We start from the raw sequence: 21311 nt of genomic DNA, 5'->3' as shown, positions 1-21311 counted from the left end.
GATTATTTCTTATCGATCACTTGTATGGAAACATTGTCGATATACACGTCTTTCCCCGGCGCTTCAGGGAGCGTGAATCCCGGCGAGCCTTCCGCTTTTGCCGGGAATATTTTTTTTGACGGCGCATAGCTTTTCGGTATGCACAGCGGGATATTCTCGAACGGCATGACACGCGTTGCGTCCGATATGATGAGCGTATACGTGCCGGATTCCCCTTTGGAAAGCGCATCGATGCGCACGCTGATATGATACCAGGTATTCGTCCGTATCGGTACATTGAGCGGGAAAAAACCGTCCCGCCCCTCCGGCGCAGCGCCCGAAGGACCGCCGAGCGCGATGCGTATGTACGGTGTATCAACGGGTCCGCGCATGATGAAGAAGAACGACTTCGCGTCCGCAGTGAACCTGCCCGTGAAGTATACATCGAAATCGACCGCGGTCATGGTATCGCTTCCGCCGCCGAAAACACCGGAGAGATACGGCTTCCACACCGTGCCCGATGTATGGGAAAGCCTGACCGCCCGTGTCCCGATCGCGGGCTGTGCGACCACGGCGATCTCATTGCCCTCATCCGACATGGCCACCCATCCGGCGGGTTTGCCGCCCGCCGCGCTCTTTTCAAAATCATCGCGGAGAAGATATGTTCCCGGGGACGCAGCCGACAGAACGCCGGAAAGCAGCGCACAGATCACGCATAGTCTCGCCATAACGGGCTCCTTGCATCCCTGCCGCAGAGTATATATCGCTTTCCTCTATAATAACAGATTCTCCCGCTGCCGGCACAACTTTTTACACAGCAACAATTATCATCCCCTGCCTTGTCTCCGGCCGAGATGCGCACGCCGATATTCCATGGGGGACAGGCGGTAGCGCTTTCTGAAGAATTTCAGGAAGTTCTGATACGATCCGTACCCGGTCTCGATGAGGATGCGGGTGATCGGCCTGCCGGTGACTTCGAGCAGATGCGCCGCACGCTCAAGACGATGCGACGAAACGAGATCGGTGAACGTTACGCTGAATTCGCGCTTGAACCGCTGCAGGAACGATCGATAGGTCATATCGAAATCCTCAGCGATGCTCTTCAGCCGCGACGGATCGTTATAGTGGTTCTTGACGAACACCCGTACGCGTGCCTTGAACGTATCCTGTTCGGGACCGTTCCCCGCAGGGGAGCGTCGGCATGACGACGCACGGACGACAAGCGTGGGATCGATGACGACAGTGTTCCCCCGCAGCGGCAGCTGCGCGGTAAGCATGCCGTAGAGCAGGCGTACCCCTTCCCGTGCCACCGCAAAACAATCCAGATCGACGGAGGTAAGGAGCGGACGATACTTTTTCGACAGCGCCGGTATGCATTCTATCATCCGGAAATTATCAAAGCCGATAACGGCTATATCCTCGGGAACGGAAAGCCCGCACGCGTTCGCCTCCGCGATCAGATGGTACGCGAGATAATCGTTCTCGCATAGCACTGCCTCCAGCGGCCGCGATGCGAGGTACTCATGGGCGGTCGTACGGATGAACGCGCGTTCGGCCGTACTGTATCGCGGGATGTTCGCCGCCGCGGACGCAATGGCATCGGCACGGCCGCCGACGGTGACCCCGCAGAGACGATCGGCGCGAAGCGTAAGGCCGCGGGATGAAAGTGCGGCGCGGAATGCGGCAAAACGCCTGCGGGTGTGCACATCATCACGCAATGAAAAAAATCCTATCGATCGCGCGCCTTCTCTGACAAGATGCTCAACAGCCATGGCCACGCCCTTCGCATCATCATTGACAACCGCATTGCCGGCGGGGGGAACACGGTGGAACAGCGACACGGCCGGGATCTTCCGCGCAAGCGCCTTCCATCGATCGGTCACCGCCGGGTCGCCCCATGCAAGAAAACCGATGACACCGGCGTATGATCGATACCCCTTCCGCCAGAAGTGCGCGCTGTCATCATGTTTGTCGTAGAAGTGGACATCGAGATCGAGACGGCGCATCTCCTCGCGTATGCCGTGCACCATATCGAACGCCATTTCATGCGCCAACCCGCGTCTGAGATCGAAGTGCGGGAACAGCGCTGCAACGGTATATGTCGCCATTCGTGTGTTCCCTTACCGCTCAGTTTCCGGGCATTGGCTGTATCGAGATGCTGTCATACACGACAGTATAGTCCCGCCATCATGCATCGTCAAGGCGCTTGTATACGCATGCGGACCCGCACCGTTCCGCTGTTTGATAATTACCGCCGTTTTCATATACTGTACGCGCCCATGTTCATCTACGAAACCCACGCTCACACGGCGGAGACAAGCCCCTGCGGAAAGGTCCGCGCACACGATATGGTGTCACAGTATCATCATGCGGGATATCACGGCATCGTCATCACCGATCATTACTTCAACGGATTTTTCATGAACCCGCTCAACGGCCTGTCGCAGCGCACAAAGATCGATAATTATCTTAAGGGGTATCGCCGTGCCCGCGAGGAAGGCGCAAAGCACGATATGGATATCATGCTCGGGCTTGAGCTCCGCTTTGACAGCGACCCGAACGATTATCTCGTCTACGGAGTGACCGAGGAGCATCTCTACGCGTATCCGCGTCTCAATGAGATGACGCTCTCATCGTTCTACACCTTTTCCCGGGGTACGACGATGCGGATATTTCAGGCGCATCCGTTCCGCGCAGGCATCACGAGGGCCGATCCGTCGCTGCTTGACGGCATGGAAGCGTTCAACGGGAATCCGCGCCAGAATTCTTTCAATGAAGAAGCGGCTCGATACGCGGCCGAGCATTCACTCGTACGGATATCGGGTTCCGATTTCCATCAATACGAGGACTGCGCGCGGGGCGGTATGTCATTCCCGGAGCGTGTCAGGGATAGTGTTTCGTTCGCGCACGCATTGCCGACGGGTACATGTATTCTGCCGAAGATCTGATCTAAAAAAAGGAAAGGAGTTTTCATTCGCCACTATCGCCGCCTCGCTTACCTCTCAGTATCCCACCCGCCGAATCCCTGTCAATTCCAACCGTAGCATTGAACGAATGCAAGCGGGAATATGGATCAATCCAGTGAGCGATCAGAATCTCGACATAATGAAAACAGGGACGATCGGTGCAGCGATCTATAAAACAGCACAATAATATTTCACAGCAGGTCAACGGCAATCGTCTTGAGATCCTTCATCTACTATCGCTTCAAGCCATCAATCCATTCGCTGATATATGCCGCAACCTCTTCCCAATTCTCTTGCCCGCATATGTAATGAGTTCTGCCTGCGAACTTCTTGAAGTCAATTTTGCTCGCCTTATCGGTATACGCCTTGTAGTTCTTCACATTCAATGCTGCTGGTATGATGTTGTCTTTTTCGCCTGAAATAAACAGCAATGGCGCATGCGGTTTCTTGAAATCAATTTTCCCTTCGATCGTCGTGCTGCTTCGAGGGATGTTGCGGCTTTCAGGCACGACATACTTCTCATACTCGACACTCGTCTGAGCCATGGTCATAGTATTGCAGAAAGCATACTGGAACCACGCGACATCCGGCAGACATGGTTTATCACCTTCGAATGGATTGATCGTCGGTAGATTCGCTTTCAGGAAACTCCACGAAAAGCTGGTAATGCCTTGTGGCGGTGCAGAGTCAATGCAGATTCCCGCAGTCCCTTTATCCATTTCGATCAATTTCTGGACGACAAGCCCTCCCATAGAATGGCCGATGAGTATCGGCTTTTCGGGTAGTGTATCCATGTACAATGCCAATGAACTGACTACTTGCTCAAATCGCAGAGTGCCAAGGCCGGGATTAATGATTTTTCGCAGGTCTGATGGATTGCCATCGTGAAACGGGTATGCCGGAGCATGGCACTTATATCCCTTTGACTCGTAATATTTTATCCAACCATCCCAGCTTTTCGGATTCATAAACATTCCGTGAATAAAAACAATGTTCTTGGATGCCTTGTCCGCTTTTGCCATAGTCGCAGTATTGTCATTGTATGCTGACAACGATAGCACCATCGCAGCCGTCGATAAGAGTAAAACATACCTTCTCATTGGAATTCTCCTTTACGCTCCATTGGGTTGCTGCAAAAACGGATATGACTTTTCATTTCTTACCGCTGCTGTCCGTAGCGGCTTCGCCGCCAGGCTGCGCCACAGACGCACGCATGCCTGACAGTATATTCCCTCCCCCGGATAGCGTCAATCCCCCGCATCGTCCCCTGTGCGAACGGATTCCAACCACGTCTCTCCGCCCACCCCCGGCATGCGCATCGATGCGCCCGTCGTGTCCGACGGCATCTCGCATCCGGCGGATACTATCGTGCGGCCACGTGTCGAGCGGGAACATGGGCAACAGCTATTTCCACATTTTCGGAAGTATTTTTGAGGGCGGCACTCGAAAGTATCGCTTGAATGCGCGGGAAAACGTGGCCTGATCAGAAAACCCGAGCCGGCGTGCGATCTCTACGACAGAATAAGAACCCTCGCGCAGCATCTGCTGCGCCGAATACAGCTTGATGCGCATGAGATACTGCAGCGGCGAGACGCCGAACGTCCGTTTGAAAGAATTGCAGAAGTGGCTTTCCGTGAGCCCGGCTGCCGCAGCAAGATCGCGAACGGTCAGGCGTTCATGGTAGCGTCGTCGTACGATGTCAAGCACGGGGGCGAACTGCCGCATGGCGCGGGTATCCTCTCCTCCGCTTCTTGAGGCACGGCGAACGTCTGCGCACGTGGATGCCGCGACAGCGAGCGCACCGTTGAGCGTCGCGCGCGCGAACGGTTCTGACGCGAGCACTCGATCGACCGCTGTGGAAAGCGTTTTTCCCTCATGCGTACGAAGGAAACCGGGCATTACCCGAGGCGAGATTATCTGATACCCGAGCGATCTGCTGTCCGAGATGAAGATATCGAATTCTATATACCTGAATTTGCAGCCGCTTCTGCTCGCGGTAAAATAATTTGATCCCATCGGGACTGTGACAAGATCGTCCGACGATGCACGCATCGTTCTGGTCCGGATGTCCATCGACGCCGAGCCGCTGTCGATGAGCACCATCAGATTCGCGTCCGTACGACGCTCGCGCCGTTCACCCGGCGGTAGCCGCAATGCGCCGATACTGTTGGCCCGAAAATGCGCATGCTCGAGGAGCGCATCGATCACCGCTGTGCTGTGCATGGAATGATTCTATCAAAACGATCAATACTGTCAACAAAAATATCATACGAATCGATAAAAATGCGCTGGACGATCACCCCCGTCATGGATACATTGATGTGCATAAGGAGTAAAGACAATGAAACCATGGGACCCGTATTGCATTCTGCTTTTGACATCCTTCGCGGCCGCAGTGATTTCGTGCTCGGTGAATACGCCAACAGCCCCCATCACGTCAACGGGGACACCGCCGCAGCGTTTATTTTCAAGCGATTCGTTCTGGAATCGACCAGTGCCCTCCGATGCGGTATGCGCGAACATTCAGGATATGCTCGTGAATAATCCAGGGCACACGATCACGAAACTGTATCTTGAGACCATCACCATATTGACCGCGGATTCCCGCGCACCGCTTGTGGACCTGAAACTCGGATCGGGATGGGCATATCCTGCTCGATCAACGCCCACGGGTAGTGTATTGGCACAATTCCGTCTCGCTGCGGATGCGGGCGTAGCCGAGACCACCTATACTGGGAACGGTCATTTCGGCATTTTTGAACCATCGACCGGAACATTATATCAGGGTATCGCACTGTGGCGAAGTTCCGGAAGCGGCACGATGCTCACGCATCATTTTCTCGCTCAATTCAATGTCAACGGAATATCCGACTATGGCAGTAACGGTTACCGCGGCGCAGGCTTTTCCGGACTCGGCGGGATGATACGCAAGGGCGAGATCAACAGCAGGATAGGTCATGCCCTCGCGGTGCTTGTCGATGCGCGCTGTCTGTATTCGGGTCGTTACTTCACCTGGCCGGCTTCCAAAGCCGATGATAATGCGACGAACACGATCACGGGATATCTCGGCAGTAACCCGAACTATATGATGGGAAGCTTTCTCATCATTCCGAACTCGGTGAATTTGAACGCATACACATGGAAGACGATGCAGGGAAAAGTGATCGCGACGTGCGCGCAGGAGTATGGGTTTTATGTCAGTGATGATAACGCGACCACGAACGCGTTCGCATTCGCCATGGACTACCAGGCGAACGCTGATATCGGACTTATCGTGAATCAGGTGACCGGCGCACAGACCATAGACCCCGCAAAGCTGAATTACTATTCCTTTTTCGATGATGTGTGCCAGATACTCACCCTGCTCCAGGCAGTGACCAATAATCATCCCTGATACCGTATTTGCGTTGATGATATTTTTGCGTGCACCGATCGATACCGTGTACATCAGGAACACTATATTCTTTCGTGCACGGAATGCGATATTCCATGCGTACGATCCATGGAGAGGATACGATACGCTCACGCTCGACAATAACTGCCGGCGGCAGCCGCCCGGTACGCCGATGTATCTCTTCGGGAAAGGCGTAGAACACACTGTGGGATCATGCTGTTCCTTGTTTCAACATGGCGATCGATATTCTGTTGACTTCACTTTGTTTTGCTGTACAATGCCGTCGTCCGCAAAAGTCGTTCCGAGGAATAGTATGAAGCGATCGTGCGCTGCTTTCATCATTTTCACCGTACTTACCGCGCTCTCGTTCGGACAAGTGCTGCCGATAGCGGTGCTCGAGCTCGCCGCGAACGGCGTATCGCCCGCTGACGCAAAAGCGGTCACGGGCCTTCTGCAGAGCGAATTCGCGGCCAATAAACGCTATCGCGTGATCGAACGGGGCAATGTCGAGTCCATCCTGAAGGAACAGGAATTCTCCCAGACCGGCTGTACCGAAAGTTCCTGCGCGGTCAAGATAGGGAAAATGCTCTCCGTACGCGCCATGGTTTTCGGGAGCATTTCGAAGCTCGGCGAAAGCTTTTTCATCGCGGTGAACATCGTCGATGTGGAGAGCGCCGCCGTCATAAGCACATCGAAAGCGAAGGTGTCGAAGCTCGACGACGCCGATGATGCGGTACGCGAAATAGTCGCCGCCCTCGGCGAGGGGAGATCCAAGACGACCGAGAGCGGCATACGCATCGATATCGCCTTACCCGATGTGGGCGCCATAGTCTCCAACGCGATAGCATCGTCAACACGGCCGCTTGCATCGGAGAAGGCCGCCTCGACAGCAATATCGGCGTCCGTAAGGCCGCTCGTCGCCCATCCGGGATACGCGGTATGGCCGGTCAATTTCTCGATCGTACACCCGATCAGCATTACCGGTTTTGAGCGCCGCGGCACCATAGTCTTCTTCTCCGTCGGTGTGATAACCACGTTTACCTATCGCCTGTACGGCCTCAACGCGTGCGGTATCGTAAGCATTATGGAAGAAGACCTCGCAGGGCTGTCTGCTTCGGGCATCGGCAATGTTGTCAAGGAATACGGCTGGGGTATGATGGCTGCCGGCATATTCAATGCGGCGACCGATGCCGGGTTACTCGCGCAATTCGCCACGGTGAATGTGTGCAGGAACGGCGGCGCTCTGTTCCAGGCAGGGGCCGTCAATGTATCAAAGAACGCCCGCGGTGCCCAGATAGGCGTGGTCAATGTAGCCTCCGGAAGCCTTATCGGCGTTCAGATAGGCGTGGTCAATGTCGCAGGCCGGCTGGGGGGCGTGCAGATAGGCGTGGTCAATGTGACCGGCGAGGGCGGTCTGCCGTTCATGCCGATAGGCAATATCGGGTTCGCGTTCTGACCATGGGAATACGCATCAGAACGGACGCGGAAATGCCGCAAAAAGTCGTCAAGCAAGCGATGGATCGCCTCGATAATGGATACGTGTACCTGCATTAAGGTACCGGGAGGCATCGTATGGCACACGCTTCATTCAAGAACATGGTAAAGCGCTTTGCCGGTGTACAAGGGCTTGATGTGGCGCTTACGCTGAAGAGCGGGAACGTCATCCATCTCGGCGACTATTCGGTACAGGGCGACAGGATACTCGGCAGCCGCTCGACAGCGCGGATGAACGATGTCACATTCATGGAAGTTGAAAGCATCGAGTAGCATACGGAGCGATACGATGAACAAAGGACTGGAAAGCTACAAAAAGACCGATGTCAACACATCGTCGCAGGGAAAGCTCGTCGTGCTCCTGTACGACGGGGCGATAAAATTCCTTGAGAGCGCGCTTGCCGTCCTCGGTCAGAAGCACAAGACGGAAGAAGTACATACGAACATCATCAAGGCGCAGGACATCATCGTCGAGCTTCTCGCTTCGCTCAATTACGAAGCGGGTGACATTGCGCAGCGCCTCGCATCCATCTATACGTATATGAACAAACGCCTCCTCGAAGCGAACGTGAAAAAAGAGCGCGCGCCCATCGCCGAGGTCGTCGGATACCTGAAAGAGCTCCGTGAGGCATGGGCAAAGGCCGCCGATCAGCCGACGAACGAGGATAAGCCCACGGCCGCTGCGGTTAAGACCGGCAAGATCAATATCAGCGGCTGAACCGATGCAGCATCTCACCCATTTCGCCCTCATCATTCTTGCTGCAGCATCGCTCATGGCGAGCGGCGGCGGGTCGTCAGCGCCGAAAAGCACACCATCGTCGGGATCGTCCGGCGAATCGAAAGGGTCATCATCAAGCTCATCATCCGGTCCGTATATCCCGAAAGCGAGAACGCCCGCAGAACAAGCCGAATTCGACCGATTACGACCGCAATTCGAATTCTATTACTTAAAAGAAGTGGGCCCCCCGCGCGTCATCCCGAACAAGGGCATCCTCTTTACCTATAGCGAACGTGATACGCATGCAGCGCGTACCGCATCGCATGACACATCCGCATCGAAAAAGAGCGGTCATGATGCTCATGGACACATGCCCACGGCGAAGCATCGCAAGCCCGATGAAAAGGTCGTGGAGGTATCCGGCGACTTCATGAACTGGGAAGGCGCGGTGCCGATGATAAAAGGGACGAACGGTATCTATTTCTATCTGCATGAGCAGCCGTTCAAGAAAGAACGGTATGTGCTGAAACAAGGCCGATATTTCTACCGCTATCGTGTCAACGGCGTATGGGTGAACGATCCGTCGCAGACGAACGTCGACTATGACAATGCCGGCCAGCGGGTGAGCTATTTCAGTGTTGCGAAGGATACCCGGTTCTTGCGGACGAACCCGCTCTATCATGACGACGACCGCAATGACAGATCGGTCACGTTCTTCATGAGCAATGCCGCCGCACGCACGGTGTATTTCACCACCGACCGCCACGATTTCGATCCGCGCCGCTTCACGATGACGCTTGCCGACGGCGTGTGGAGCATATCGTTCAGCGAAGAGGACATGCCCGACGGCGGCTACTATTATAATTTCCTCGTCGACGGCGTTTGGACGCTCGATCCGAAGAACAGGAACACGTTCGAGGACAAACAGGGGCGCAAGCATTCCTTCGTGCTCATCGCGCGCACCGTGCGCCCCAACGAATAGAACCCTATATCCGAAAAGTTACATTCCTTTTCATTGCACCCTTTCCCTCCCCGTATGATATGTTGACCTCAACGCCGCTGCGAGAACATCTGTTCCGCGTGCTGCGTCGGCTGCCGTTGCGCAGACGATTGACAATCGTGCAAAAGGTACATATCATAGTGTGGACACGGTACTACAGTACAAATAACATTCACAAGGGGCAGATATGAAATTCGAACGCATCGTCCTCATCGTCCTTCTCGCGGTCGTCGCCGCATTCGGCGTCATCATCGTCATTCTCCTCAAGCCGCAATTGCCGCAGCAAGCGGTCACACCGACAGTGCAGACGAATATCGTGGGAACAGAGCCGGTACCGCCAACGGGAAAGAAACCGCCCGTACGCACCGATGTGAAACCAGCGGTCGCCGGGGAGTTCATCGTCATCAGCAAGACCGACGGCGTGGTGAAGGACATCAACGACAGTTCGTCCTATCTGTTCAAGGTCGGGGCGGGCAATGAGCGCACCTCCGCTCTTGTCATCACCGCAGGAGGCGCAGCATTCGCCGAGGTGCCGCTTGTCCGTGAGGAAGCGTTCCTGGTCTCAGAAAAACCCGTTTCAGGGTTCAAGGCCGGCACGACCTATACATTCAAGCTCAAGAAAGGCGGAAAATCGGTGGTCAAGATATGCCGCGAAAGCGATTCTCAGGGACCTGTCATCGATGCGAACGCACCCAATACGGTGAACGGTTTCTATGTCAAAGGAAAGCCGTATTCGATAAAGGCGCGTATCGTCGATTCTTCGGGGATAGCGAAAGCGTATGTGTCCTATTCCACCGGCACGACCGCCGCGATGTCACCCGCCGGGAGCCTATGGTCGTCGACACCGGTAACATTCGCCGGGGACCCGGAAAGCGTAACAGCGACGATAACGGCCGTTGATGCGTTCGGTCGCGGCAATAAGTCGCAGAAGACACTCGCCATCAAAGCGGCGAAGCCGTTCATTGCAAAGATAACGGTAAAGAACAACGGCCGTGCTGCGCCCGGTATATCGTTCATGGACGAGAACGAGAAGGCCTACACGACGGACGGTACGGGCAGTTTTTCGGTAAAGCTCATCGACGGCATGCCCCTTGAGATATGGCCGGTCGACGATGAGGATAAGAAGACGGTGCTGAAACTCACCAGCGCCGACCCCGATAAGGTCATCGATCTTACCTCAGCGCCGATTGTACCCGATCTTGTCATCAATTTTCGTTTCCTTGACAATATTCCCGCGGGCGAGATCGATATGAAGATAACGGCATATGTCATACCGCATTCTGACCGCATCATCAAATTCTCCGCTGCAAGTGCGGCCATGCTGGACGGGGTGACCGTGTTCTCGCGCACCATCGCCGGGGCCGATGTAAAAAAGGGCGATGCGCAGCGCGTGCTCTATACGCTCAAGGATTTCTTCACCGGCGCTTCACAGACGCTCTATAAGGGGGAAAGTTACGACTGGGCGTATACCGTCGAGGCGAGTTCCGCCGGAAAGGTCATCATCGAGGGCAATTCGACGCGCTTCGGGAAGGTATATTTCCCCATCGACCGCGCAAGTGCGCCGGAGATGATCATACGCTACGAACAGCCGACAGCCTCCGCCGTCGAGGGACTCTAGCGTGAACGAACGGATGTGCTGATGCGCCTCTTGATCCCCGCCGCCCTCCTCTGCGCGGTCATGCTCGGTGCCGAAAAGGAAGTGGCGTATTTTGAAAAAATGCCGCTTACCTCCATCCGTGAGATGCGTACCAAGGTCATGCAGTCGCGCTGCTACAGCGCCTTCCGCGTTCGGTCGGCTGACGCCGAGCGCATACACGTCTTCGAGAACGGCGCGATATTCGCCTCGTTCACCGTAGTAAAAGCCCATTTCCTCGAGGACGTGCAGGATGAATACGCCGATCTCTTCGTGAGCGGGACAGCGGGCACGTTCTTCTATAAGACATCGAAGAACAACTGTTATGTCATGCCGATCGCGAAAGGCGATGATGTGACCATCGACATTGACCGCATCAACGGCCTCAATGCGGGGAAGACGATGAACTCGCTCATACACATGACCGGCCCGCGCGGGGCATGCGTGACGAACGGGATCGTGCAGGCGTTCCGCTATTCGTTCGATCGCGCCGGGCGGCTCATCTACCGTGTGAAAACGGATTCCTCGTACCGCATCGTGCTCATCGATCCTCCGCATACGCTTCTCGCTTATACGAACATAAAGCCGAACAACATCATCAATGCGACCGGTCGATCGCTCCCGGTGTTCGAGAACATCGACGATGAAGTCGCCGCGCGTCTTATGGCCGTGAACGTGGACCGCATGGTCTGGTCGCTCGCTCGCGCGTCAGCCGATCGCATGCTGTCGCTGTTCGATCCCTCGCCGAATGCCGCCATCGCCCTCCTCACGAACGGGGCGAACGCCGCTTTCACCGGAAATGCCGCCGAGCTTGCCGACACGTTCAACAGCGCGCTCAACTATGTCGGCAATGATGATGAGCGCCTTTTCATACACGCGCGGTATTCCAATCGCCTTGACATCATCGCATCTTCGCCGTTGTCAAAAAGCATGGGCGAACGGTTCAGGATACCGCCGAGCAATCGCATAGACACGAAGCGGCAATCGTACCTTGATGTGTACGGCACGGCCGCTTCCGAGATCCGTTCCATTGCGGGTGATCCGACGAACTATCTTTCGCTCTATTCGCGGAGCGCTGTCGCCGACGCCGTCCTCCCTTTCACGCGCATGCCGAGCGTTCCCGACCTTACCTCGATGATGATAGCAGAGTCGGACGATGACGGCAAGCGTGTACGCATCGGCCGTCTTTCCTTCACTATCGAGGACCGCGAGCGCACGGCCTTCGAGATTAAAAAAGCGCTTGTCATCGGTACGAAGCTCTGGCTGCTCATGTCAACGACATCGCGCATACCCGAGGCGTACCTCGACTGCATCGACATGGCGAAAGAACATGGCATTGCCGTCAGGAAGCACGACGACCTCCTTGCAGCCGGACGGATCATACGCGGCGATTACTACGACGATCTCGTCGAGGTGGCGAGCAATAAGCTTCTGGTGTTCCGTCACGAATCGGGCCGCGATGCCGAACAGAACAGGTTCATCTCTGTCGATGTATCCTCAGCAGAGTTCAAGCAGGAGCGTACATCGCTCGGCTCTACCGTTCCCGCGGAAGAAGTATTCGACATCAGCGTAACGCCCATGGATGCCAGGAGCGTATACCTTGCGATACGCGCACGCAGCCGTACGGTGCATTTCATGTATAACGGTACGTTCGCCGAGCAGAAGAACAGGGAAAGTGTAACGCCCGTCATCGCGGTCCCATGCCGCGGCGAGCGCTATCTCTATAAATACACGTCAGCAAAAGGAGAATGATATGCGCACCATCACACGAGCGATAGTCCTGTTAGCGTCGGCGGCACTCATGTACCCGGCCGCGTTCCGGTTCAATATCGATTACACGCCGCGGCTGAACCCGGTCACCGGTCTTGTCGGCGATGATATCGACCGCTCATCCTACATCTTCCATATCCTTGTGTTCAATTCGCTCTTCGCGCAGATGCAGGACCCGACCTACAACGTCGAGTACACGGTCGACGCGGACCTGGGGCTTGCCAAGGACAATTACATCGATGTCATCACCGGCGGCGGGAGCGAACGCGTGTACATCAAAAGCCCGCAGGCGGGAAAGCTTAAGGCGGAAAAATTCACGGTGAAATTGAAACCCGGCGTCACCTGGCATGACGGCACGCCCCTTACCGCGGACGATGTGGTGTTCACCTTTCGTGTCGTGCGGGGTACGCTCCACAACACCTCGGTCGTAAGCGACATCAACACCTACCTCAAGTTCAAAACGCTCAATATCGAGGACATCACCGCGAGTGACGAGCTTACGCTCACGATAACCACGAAGGAAGAACTGCCGGCGAGCGATCTCGCGAAAATGCTCTCGTTCATGTACGTGCTCCCCCGGCATAAATTCATCGGTTCCAACGAGACGATGGCGCCGAACTATAATTTCTACGAACTCGAAGGCGATGCGGCAAAGCGTCTTGATGCGTTCAACAAAGCCCCCGTCGGTACCGGCGCGTTCAAATACGTGAAGCGCACCGACAAGGGCGACGGTTACACCTTCGTCCACTATCTCGAAAAGAACACCGCCTACGGAGCGGTAACGCCCGGTATCAAGGACTACAAGGGGAATATCGACGCGCTGCAGGTGTATGAGATCGGTCAGCAGGACGACCTCGCGAAGATAAACCTCCTCGGCAAAGGGCAGATCGATATCATCTTCAACATCATACCGCGCCTTTCGCTCGTACAGAAGCTCAAGGACAGCACGTTCTTCGGTAAGATCGACTACATGAAAATGCCGTTCCCGGAAAAGATGTACGCGCTCGTGTTCAATCTCGACGATGCCAATGCGGGTAGCAAGGGCGGCGCGAAGTTCGCATCAAAGGACACTCGCCAGTTCTTCAGGAATGCCCTTAACTTCGAGGACTTCTCGTATCAGGTACTCGAGGATGCCAAGGGCTCACGCATCGACGTGCTTTTCAATCCGATATTCTCCCCGTACCTCATCGAGAAGTACAACACCTCGTCGGGCGAAAAACGCCTCTACGACCATCTCGGCGATTGGGATAAAAAGAAATTCCACGGTGAAATAAAGCCCAAGGATTTCCAGATGCGCCTGACGGGCGACTACCGTAAGCTCATTTACGGGAAAATAGACAGCGTGCAGATATCAGTCGAGGGGATGGACTCCAAAGAGCAGAACATGGACTATCTCCTTGCGAACATCCTTAAGGAACATCTGAACGCCATCGGACTCGGGAGCATTTCGATAAAGAACATACCGAACAAGAGCGAGTTCAGGAAGAAGATAGTCAATAAGCAGTTCGATATGGCCATTTACTCGTGGCGCTATACGCTCAATGTGTACCGCGACTTCTACATATCGAAGAAAAAGCAGACGCTCCCGCTCGACAAGCTCACCCACCTCAACAAAGAGATCATCGACGTGGTGAAATCGATAAATGCGCTCGACGCGGAGACCGCGCTCTGGCGGCTTACCACGCAGTTCTACGACAATGAGACGATGGGGTGGCTCTTCTGTTTCGGTGTCAACTCCTATTACCGCAAGGACATCATGAAGAAATTCAATATCGGCAGCGAATTCAACCAGAACCCGGGGCTCTGGCTCGTGCAGGAGATAACCGGTGCTGCGGATGATGTGAAGAAGAAATAGAACACGGTGGCTGATAACTATCGATAAACGGATGATCGATGCGTAATAGTAAAAATGTCATGAGCATGCTCGTTTTCTATGCGGCGGTGTATTGTGTCGCCACCGCGGCGGTGACGTTCATGCTCCTCTATTTCGCCGACATGTTCCACATCGAAGAGGGGCAGAACTATTTCGCCAATTACCGCGACGCATGGGGCGCGGGGCTTGCGACGCTTTTTGACAGCGACAATTCACTCGCCTCGTCGTTCATCAATACAACGGTGTTCTGCCTCTATTCCTATGCGATGATATTCATCATCACCATGCTCGTGCCCATGCTCGTCGTCGTCATTCGCGCGCATTTCGTCAATCATCCGGTCATGGTGTGGCTCACGCGCATCGTCGGCGTCACGGTATTCATCGCATCGTTCCTGCCGTTCGTCGTGACAGCGACGCTCGTGGAATTCCTCACGGACTTCTATGCGCTCAAGGTCATCGTGGTCGTCTTCGGCGTGGGCATTACCCATTCGATAATACGCCAGATGGAGATAAAGTTCGGCTACGACATCGACAACGAAGGCTATGTGGAATATCTCGAGTATGAGGGCTACTCCACGCTCGCCATCGCGTATCTCATCATGCGTAACAATGTATCGTTCCTCATCAACATCCTCGCGAAGAACCTTACGCTCCTCATCTCAACGATAATCTTCATCGAGATGATACTGAAAGGGAATTCCGGCTTCGGACCGGCGATACTGCGCAATCTCGAAGTGCTGTTCAATAAGCCCAACGAATTCTTTTTCGCCCTCGGCAATCTCTTCGTCATCTGTGTGGGCATCATGGTGATCTCGTTCATTCTCCAGACCGGGTCATTCCTGTTCTGCTACGCCTTCGATAATAAATTCCGCGGCATCACCGACAGCAATGTAAAACGATTCTTCCCCTGGGCGAGGCATTGATGCGCCGCGCATTGCCGTTCATACTGTCAGGGGCACTCATCTGTGTGCTTGTCATCGCTCCGCTCATCGTCTATGCGCTGTATTACAACGACCTGCGCGTCGAGGCCTCGGGGTTCCAGAAACCGCGCCGATTCCTTGAGAACAAGGAGATACTCGTCATACGCCCCGCCGTCATCACCGCCGAATACGATATCATGCTCACGATATGCGACTCATGTGCGGCGCTCAATAACGGCAGCCGCTCGCAATGCAGAACATGCGGCAAGCCCATCAATAATTTCCTGTTCGGGGTCACCGAAAAGACGACGAACATAACGATACGGGAACTCAATCTCGGGGCCATCGATTCGTACGACGGCTATCGCACGGTGTTCTCGGCATTCGTGCTGTCGACGCCGACGACGATAGCCTTTCTCTCATCGATAATCGGTGTGTCGCTCCTCACGCTCATCCTCTCATCGATATACGGGATAAACAAGGTGATACCGCGCCGCTACCGGAGAAGTTCAGCCACTCCGTTCACAGGAACGCTCGCCTTCATCGGTTACGGGTCACGCATATTCTATCAGATACTTCTGTCAGTGCCGGCCATTCTCACGATACTGCTCATCGCGGTCGGTTTGAAGGGAACATCGGTATCCTCCGCGTCGTCGATATACTTCATCGTCGGGGGCATCGGCTTCATCGTCACCTCGGAATTCTTCTTCTGGTTCAAGGAGCGCATCGAGAATAATCGTGTGCGCGAGGATGTGTCGTATCTCGAGGTCATCGGCTATTCGAAACCGCGCATCGTTCTCTATCTGATACGCCATTACTGCTTCGAGGGCATCGTCACGCGCGTGGCCTACGCGGTCATCGCGGGATTCATACTCGAATCGGGATTATGGTATCTGCGCGAGAGCGGGAACCTCAAAAGCATGGACCTCTACCCCTTCTCGATCGGCAAATTCCTCGTGCAGATAGTGCGTTCGTTCGCGGCGGATATCGGCGGCGGAACGTTCCTCTTCCATCGCGAGGTCATCTTCATTACCGCGTACTATTTCTGTCTGTTCATGATGATATACACGCTCGGCAAGGCGGTGTCGTCATTAGCGCGAAGCGGAGAGGCCCATGAAATTAAGCATTAAGGGGCTCACCGCATCGCCGCTTGCCAACCGCGGCAAGGTGATACTGTCCGATATCTCCCTCGGGCTTGACCCGCATGAGATACTCTTCGTCGTCGGACAGAGCGGCGCGGGAAAATCGACGCTCATCAAGGCGATATTGAAGAACAACGACCGCCATGTAGTGCACTCAGGGAACATCGCCATCACCTCGGATGCCGGTGATCATGTGGATCTCCTGAACGAAAGCGCGTCCGGGCTCTACACGAAGAACGCTCGCGTCATCGGAAGCCGCTTCGCGCGCCACCTGAAACACCTTGAGAACGTGCGCAAAAAATACTTTGCCTACATTCCGCAGAACTTCCATGTGTTCCACAAGCTCGTCCCCGTGATAAAACAGATATACAATGAACCGGCACCCGCGCGCGGCGTGCTCTCGTCACTCGCTGAGACGGCGCGATTCATACTGCCGTCACGGGCGAGCGCGCATAAAGCCGAAGTGATGCGCCTGTTCAAGGAAGCGGCGCTTGAGCTCGACTCGCTCACCGGGGATACGCTTACCATACGCAACAATGAGCGGCTTTTCACGGGAAAATTCCAGGACGATTTCTCCGTCGGACAGGTGCAGCGACTCTTCCTCTCGAAGATATTCAAGAAAAAGGGCCGCATACTCATCGTCGATGAATTCATCCGGAACATCGACCCTGATACCGCCGACATCATACTCGACACGCTCTTCGGAAAATTAGCCGACGGCTATTTCAACTCCTCTATCATCATCAATCACGATCTCGATTATCCGAGCATACGCAGCCTCCCCGACCGGCTTGCCGGCACGAAATGCACCGCGAGCGTGGTCATCATGTACGGCGGGCGCATCGTGGAGCGCGCTCACCTTTCCGATTTTCTCGCGAGCCGCAACATAAAGCATTACTACGCGCAGCTCTTAAGCGATTCGTTCTTCAACAAACGTCTCGACCGCGGCGAAGCGGTGTTCACCTGCGTCAATACGTCCTGCACGAAATACGAAACATGCACGGTGAAGCTCGATATCAACGAGTGCCCGTATTATCTCGACAAGCAGTACTGCCCCTATTTCGCGAAATGCAGCACCGAGGGCGCGAAGCAGTGCAGTGCTGTCGAAAATTTCGTCTGCCCGTTCGATGAGGGCATGGTGCGTACGGCCCCTGTGAACGACCCCTCGCTTGCCCTCGTCATACCCGATCATGGCGGCACACGCGGTACGCACGCCGCGGGAAAGCCGATACTCACGCTGGAACACATCGATTTCCGCTACGGGAACAATGAGCGAATCTATGAGAACTGTTCGCTCACTGTACATGAGAACGAATTCATCTTCCTCTCGGGGAATTCCGGTGCCGGAAAATCGACGGTGGTGAAAATAGTCACCGGTCAGATAGCGCCCGAGGGCGGCACGGTCACGTATTCCGACGGCACCGTCTATTTCGAGGACGGGCGCTATATCCATAACAGGCGCATCAGCCCCTATTTTCGCTACATACCGCAGCTCGTCAATGAATCGTTCGGCAATGCTCGCATGACCGTCGCGGACTACCTCACGCGCTCGTTCCGCTACTATAGGAGCGTGTACCGCGGGATGGATTGCCCGCCGATAACCGATGCGCTCATCGGAGAGAAACTCACCTTCGTGAACCTCGACCGCTCCTTCCTGACGAAAATGCTCTCGGAACTCTCCGGCGGCGAGAAACAGCGCCTCGCGATAGCGCGTCTCCTCTACTGGCCCGCGGCGATGCCGCCGAGCGTGTTCATCTTCGACGAAGCGCTCACCTCGCTCGATGTGAACGTGAAATACAAGCTCCTCAATCTCATACTCGACGTCGTGTATTTCGGGCTCAAGGTGAGCATACTCATGATATCGCACGACAAGGAGACCGTCGGCATCATCCGCGATGAGATGGACCGGCGCGGCGGACTTTTCAGCCAGTACGTCGTCAACAGCACGGCTAAAAATCTCGATAAAAAAATATGAACGGGAGGACATCATGAATCACCTGAGGATCATCTGTGCGGGGGCATTGCTCGTCATCATTTCCTGCGCCACACCGCCGGTATGGCGGGAGGTGAACGGCGTGCGCCGTAATCTCGCCGAGGGCAACAACTATATCTCCGACTGTGCCGTACGGGAGTCGCGCGATGACCTTTCAGAGACCGTGACGCTCGCGCTCGAGGCGGAGAACGACCGCAATAATTTCCGCTACGAGGGGGACAGCCGCTGGTATTATATGCAGGTCGATGAGAACGTCTACGCGAAAATAGCCGCCGCCGATGCGGACGCGCGGCATATCATGCTCGGCAGAACGTTCGTGTTCGCGGACGTGTACATCGAGAAGGGAAGGCACAGCGTCGAAGCGATACGGTCGATAACGAACGTGAAGACCGCAGCGGAGGACATACTCTCCCCGGTATCCGTTGTCGTCAAAAAGCTTGCCGTACCGCCCTCCGGCACCAACGCCGATGTCAACAATGAGCATCGCTTCTTCATCATGTACCGTGTGAGCGATCTTACCTGGATAAAGTCGACCAATACGAGCGTCGGCCGTACCGAGCTCATACGGAAGATGTTCGATACGAAGATCGCCGGCGAGGGCTTCTGTACAACCGTGTTCGATTTCGCAAAGTCGCTCTACGCCGCGAAAAAGTACGATACGATCGATGCAGTATCGACCTATCTTACCGCGAACGTGAAGCGCGATGTGAACGATGTCTATCAATCCGATAAAAGCAATCCCTTCCGGAAGAACAATGCGTATTACATCAACGCGCTCGCGTTCTGGCGGCTCGCGGCGTACGCGAAGGAGCGTTCGCTCTATGCGTCCGCTGCTCTCGAGTTCAAGCGCGCAATAGCGAGAACACCCGATCATGAGCGCATGGTGAACCAGAAGTATGCGCTCATCGCGGGAATGCTCGCCAGGGACGCCGAGGATATGGCGGCTGACACAAAAGGGGCGATGCTCCGCTTCCACCTTTTCAACCGCTCGAAGATCTCCGATCTGTCGGAGTTCTAGCCGCGGGGCCGCCAATGCGTTCTTTCGGGATCGCCGTCTGCCTGTTCGCAGCCCTCTCTCTCACTGCGGACGTTCAGAAGGTCGGCGTCATTACGTTCCGCGCCGATACCTTCACGGATGAAACGGCGATAACTTCGTTCAACGACACCCTGTCCGAAGAAATGGACAAGGTGTTCAAGATATTGTTCGATTTTGAATTCTCCTACGCGCCGATACACGGTCCGTATCCCGATGCCGCGCGGGCTATCGCCGCCGGTACAAAGAACGGCTGCCAGTTCCTCGTCTATGCGCAGTTCGCCGTGAGCAACGGTGCGCCGAACATAAGCGCATATCTCGCCGAAGGCCAGCGTATCGTCGGCATGACGAATATCGCCGCCGAGAACGCTAAAAGCGCGGCCTATGATGCCGCCATGTATGCATGCGATATGTTCAACGGCGCGCTCATCGAGAAAAAATACAAGCGCTCCGAGAACAAATTGTCCGAGGCGCAGCGCGCGGCGATGGGACGGAACTACAAGGAGGCCAACCGCCTCCTCATGCAATGCGATCAAATGGACCCGAAAGTGGCCAATCTCCGCAAGGAGCTCGCCGTCATTGAAGCAGAGGAAAAATACCGCGAGGCGAAAGAATCGTTCCAGCGCCGGGAATACGACAAAGCGCTCTCCCTCCTCTCCGATGCGCGCGAGCTTACCACCGATGGCGCGGTAAAACGGGAAGCCCTGGAGGATGATATACGCTTCCGCCGCGGTGCCGAGGATCGCTATCTGCAGGCGACGAACGCCTTTGAGAACGGCAGTTTCGATGAATCGAAACGCATCGCTACCGACCTCCTTGCCGCGGACAGGGCGGAAGCGAACCGCTATAACGAGCTGATACGCCGTTCCGACAACGAGTTGCGCTCCGCCGAAATTTTTCGCAGTGCCATAGCGCGGGTTGACGAGCGTAACTATAGCGCCGCACGCGACCTCATCGGGCAGGCACGCGGATACTCCAGCCGCGATGCAAAAAAGTACGATGAGCTCGATAGCCGCATCACCCGCGAGATAGGATCGGCGGAACGATACCGCCGCGCCGAGGAACTCATCCGTGAAAGCCGCTATACGGAGGCGAGGGAGCGCATCGCCGAGGGAAAGGACCTGAACAGCGCTGCTGTGGGGAAATTCGAGGAGCTGGAAAAACGCATCGAGGAAAACGTTCTCCGCGCCGATGCACTGTTCACCCAAGCGACCAATGCGTACCTCAGATATGATCATTTCGCCGCGAAGAACCTCCTCGGCGATGCGAAACGGCTTAACCGCGATAATAGCACCGCATACGAGGCCCTTGAACGGCAGATAGAGAACGAGGTGAGTGCCGAGGACAAATTCCGAAAAGCGGAATTCTTAATAGACGCTCTAACAAGAGCTTTTTG

The 21311-nt window shown here is 55.2% G+C and carries 18 protein-coding genes; 14 read left to right on the top strand and 4 right to left on the bottom strand.

Annotated elements, in window-relative coordinates:
• Nucleotides 1-2 precede the first annotated feature (2 nt).
• Together AABZ39_02010 and AABZ39_02005 are read right to left on the bottom strand one after the other, a co-directional pair.
• Nucleotides 3-707: a hypothetical protein gene (locus AABZ39_02010; protein ID MEK6793524.1), complete on the bottom strand. Its 705-nt coding sequence runs from the start codon at nt 705-707 to the stop codon at nt 3-5.
• A gap of 99 nt (nt 708-806) precedes the next feature.
• Nucleotides 807-2087 carry a substrate-binding domain-containing protein gene (locus AABZ39_02005; protein MEK6793523.1) on the bottom strand — a complete coding sequence of 427 codons (1281 nt, stop codon included), beginning with the start codon at nt 2085-2087 and terminating at the stop codon, nt 807-809.
• Nucleotides 2088-2195: 108 nt separating this feature from the next.
• Here AABZ39_02005 and AABZ39_02000 point away from each other — a divergent pair, with 108 nt between their 5' ends.
• Entirely contained in the window at nt 2196-2927 is a 732-nt protein-coding gene (locus AABZ39_02000; protein ID MEK6793522.1) for a PHP domain-containing protein, read from the top strand.
• 251 nt (nt 2928-3178) lie between these two features.
• On the opposite strand, the gene AABZ39_01995 is transcribed toward AABZ39_02000, so the two are convergent.
• Together AABZ39_01995 and AABZ39_01990 are read right to left on the bottom strand one after the other, a co-directional pair.
• Entirely contained in the window at nt 3179-4045 is an 867-nt protein-coding gene (locus AABZ39_01995; protein MEK6793521.1) for an alpha/beta hydrolase, read from the bottom strand.
• A gap of 304 nt (nt 4046-4349) precedes the next feature.
• Nucleotides 4350-5168 carry a helix-turn-helix transcriptional regulator gene (locus AABZ39_01990; protein MEK6793520.1) on the bottom strand — a complete coding sequence of 273 codons (819 nt, stop codon included), beginning with the start codon at nt 5166-5168 and terminating at the stop codon, nt 4350-4352.
• A 118-nt stretch (nt 5169-5286) separates the two neighbouring features.
• Here AABZ39_01990 and AABZ39_01985 point away from each other — a divergent pair, with 118 nt between their 5' ends.
• The 13 genes from AABZ39_01985 to AABZ39_01925 all read left to right on the top strand — a co-directional run.
• A complete protein-coding gene (locus AABZ39_01985) occupies nt 5287-6339 on the top strand; it encodes a hypothetical protein (GenBank protein ID MEK6793519.1) in 1053 nt (350 codons plus the stop codon).
• A 313-nt stretch (nt 6340-6652) separates the two neighbouring features.
• Nucleotides 6653-7795 carry a CsgG/HfaB family protein gene (locus AABZ39_01980; protein ID MEK6793518.1) on the top strand — a complete coding sequence of 381 codons (1143 nt, stop codon included), beginning with the start codon at nt 6653-6655 and terminating at the stop codon, nt 7793-7795.
• Nucleotides 7796-7911: 116 nt separating this feature from the next.
• The gene (locus AABZ39_01975; GenBank protein MEK6793517.1) at nt 7912-8106 is read left to right on the top strand and encodes a hypothetical protein; all 195 of its coding nucleotides are present in this window, start codon (nt 7912-7914) and stop codon (nt 8104-8106) included.
• A 16-nt stretch (nt 8107-8122) separates the two neighbouring features.
• Nucleotides 8123-8551, top strand: coding sequence for a flagellar export chaperone FliS (gene fliS / locus AABZ39_01970; protein ID MEK6793516.1), 429 nt, complete (start codon nt 8123-8125; stop codon nt 8549-8551).
• A 4-nt stretch (nt 8552-8555) separates the two neighbouring features.
• A complete protein-coding gene (locus tag AABZ39_01965; GenBank protein MEK6793515.1) occupies nt 8556-9533 on the top strand; it encodes a hypothetical protein in 978 nt (325 codons plus the stop codon).
• Between the two features lie 205 nt (nt 9534-9738).
• The gene (locus tag AABZ39_01960; protein MEK6793514.1) at nt 9739-11169 is read left to right on the top strand and encodes a hypothetical protein; all 1431 of its coding nucleotides are present in this window, start codon (nt 9739-9741) and stop codon (nt 11167-11169) included.
• Between the two features lie 21 nt (nt 11170-11190).
• Entirely contained in the window at nt 11191-12936 is a 1746-nt protein-coding gene (locus tag AABZ39_01955; protein MEK6793513.1) for a hypothetical protein, read from the top strand.
• A gap of 1 nt (nt 12937) precedes the next feature.
• Nucleotides 12938-14809, top strand: a complete 1872-nt coding sequence (locus AABZ39_01950; GenBank protein ID MEK6793512.1) for an ABC transporter substrate-binding protein — start codon at nt 12938-12940, stop codon at nt 14807-14809.
• Nucleotides 14810-14847: 38 nt separating this feature from the next.
• Entirely contained in the window at nt 14848-15750 is a 903-nt protein-coding gene (locus tag AABZ39_01945; GenBank protein MEK6793511.1) for a hypothetical protein, read from the top strand.
• Nucleotides 15750-16877 carry a hypothetical protein gene (locus AABZ39_01940; protein ID MEK6793510.1) on the top strand — a complete coding sequence of 376 codons (1128 nt, stop codon included), beginning with the start codon at nt 15750-15752 and terminating at the stop codon, nt 16875-16877. The genes AABZ39_01945 and AABZ39_01940 overlap by 1 nt, the downstream gene beginning before the upstream one ends.
• Nucleotides 16861-18864: an ATP-binding cassette domain-containing protein gene (locus AABZ39_01935; protein MEK6793509.1), complete on the top strand. Its 2004-nt coding sequence runs from the start codon at nt 16861-16863 to the stop codon at nt 18862-18864. The genes AABZ39_01940 and AABZ39_01935 overlap by 17 nt, the downstream gene beginning before the upstream one ends.
• A 13-nt stretch (nt 18865-18877) precedes the next feature.
• Nucleotides 18878-19900, top strand: a complete 1023-nt coding sequence (locus AABZ39_01930) for a hypothetical protein (protein ID MEK6793508.1) — start codon at nt 18878-18880, stop codon at nt 19898-19900.
• Nucleotides 19901-19914: 14 nt separating this feature from the next.
• Nucleotides 19915-21311: hypothetical protein (locus AABZ39_01925; GenBank protein ID MEK6793507.1), on the top strand; the 1397-nt coding region annotated here is incomplete at its 3' end.

This window comes from Spirochaetota bacterium (genome assembly GCA_038043445.1).
Taxonomy (GTDB): domain Bacteria; phylum Spirochaetota; class Brachyspiria; order Brachyspirales; family JACRPF01; genus JBBTBY01.
The sequence above is the reverse complement of the archived record's forward strand: the minus strand, read 5'-3'. Positions and strand labels throughout refer to the sequence as shown.

Coding starts and splice junctions, on each gene's coding strand:
- fliS (MEK6793516.1), top strand. CDS start 8,123: ATGAACAAAGGACTGGAAAGCTACAAAAAGACCGATGTCAACACATCG.
- AABZ39_01935 (MEK6793509.1), top strand. CDS start 16,861: ATGAAATTAAGCATTAAGGGGCTCACCGCATCGCCGCTTGCCAACCGC.
- AABZ39_01965 (MEK6793515.1), top strand. CDS start 8,556: ATGCAGCATCTCACCCATTTCGCCCTCATCATTCTTGCTGCAGCATCG.
- AABZ39_01955 (MEK6793513.1), top strand. CDS start 11,191: ATGCGCCTCTTGATCCCCGCCGCCCTCCTCTGCGCGGTCATGCTCGGT.
- AABZ39_02010 (MEK6793524.1), bottom strand. CDS start 707: ATGGCGAGACTATGCGTGATCTGTGCGCTGCTTTCCGGCGTTCTGTCG.
- AABZ39_01930 (MEK6793508.1), top strand. CDS start 18,878: ATGAATCACCTGAGGATCATCTGTGCGGGGGCATTGCTCGTCATCATT.
- AABZ39_01940 (MEK6793510.1), top strand. CDS start 15,750: ATGCGCCGCGCATTGCCGTTCATACTGTCAGGGGCACTCATCTGTGTG.
- AABZ39_01975 (MEK6793517.1), top strand. CDS start 7,912: ATGGCACACGCTTCATTCAAGAACATGGTAAAGCGCTTTGCCGGTGTA.
- AABZ39_01960 (MEK6793514.1), top strand. CDS start 9,739: ATGAAATTCGAACGCATCGTCCTCATCGTCCTTCTCGCGGTCGTCGCC.
- AABZ39_02005 (MEK6793523.1), bottom strand. CDS start 2,087: ATGGCGACATATACCGTTGCAGCGCTGTTCCCGCACTTCGATCTCAGA.
- AABZ39_01950 (MEK6793512.1), top strand. CDS start 12,938: ATGCGCACCATCACACGAGCGATAGTCCTGTTAGCGTCGGCGGCACTC.
- AABZ39_02000 (MEK6793522.1), top strand. CDS start 2,196: ATGCGGACCCGCACCGTTCCGCTGTTTGATAATTACCGCCGTTTTCAT.
- AABZ39_01980 (MEK6793518.1), top strand. CDS start 6,653: ATGAAGCGATCGTGCGCTGCTTTCATCATTTTCACCGTACTTACCGCG.
- AABZ39_01945 (MEK6793511.1), top strand. CDS start 14,848: ATGCGTAATAGTAAAAATGTCATGAGCATGCTCGTTTTCTATGCGGCG.
- AABZ39_01985 (MEK6793519.1), top strand. CDS start 5,287: ATGAAACCATGGGACCCGTATTGCATTCTGCTTTTGACATCCTTCGCG.
- AABZ39_01990 (MEK6793520.1), bottom strand. CDS start 5,168: ATGCACAGCACAGCGGTGATCGATGCGCTCCTCGAGCATGCGCATTTT.
- AABZ39_01995 (MEK6793521.1), bottom strand. CDS start 4,045: ATGAGAAGGTATGTTTTACTCTTATCGACGGCTGCGATGGTGCTATCG.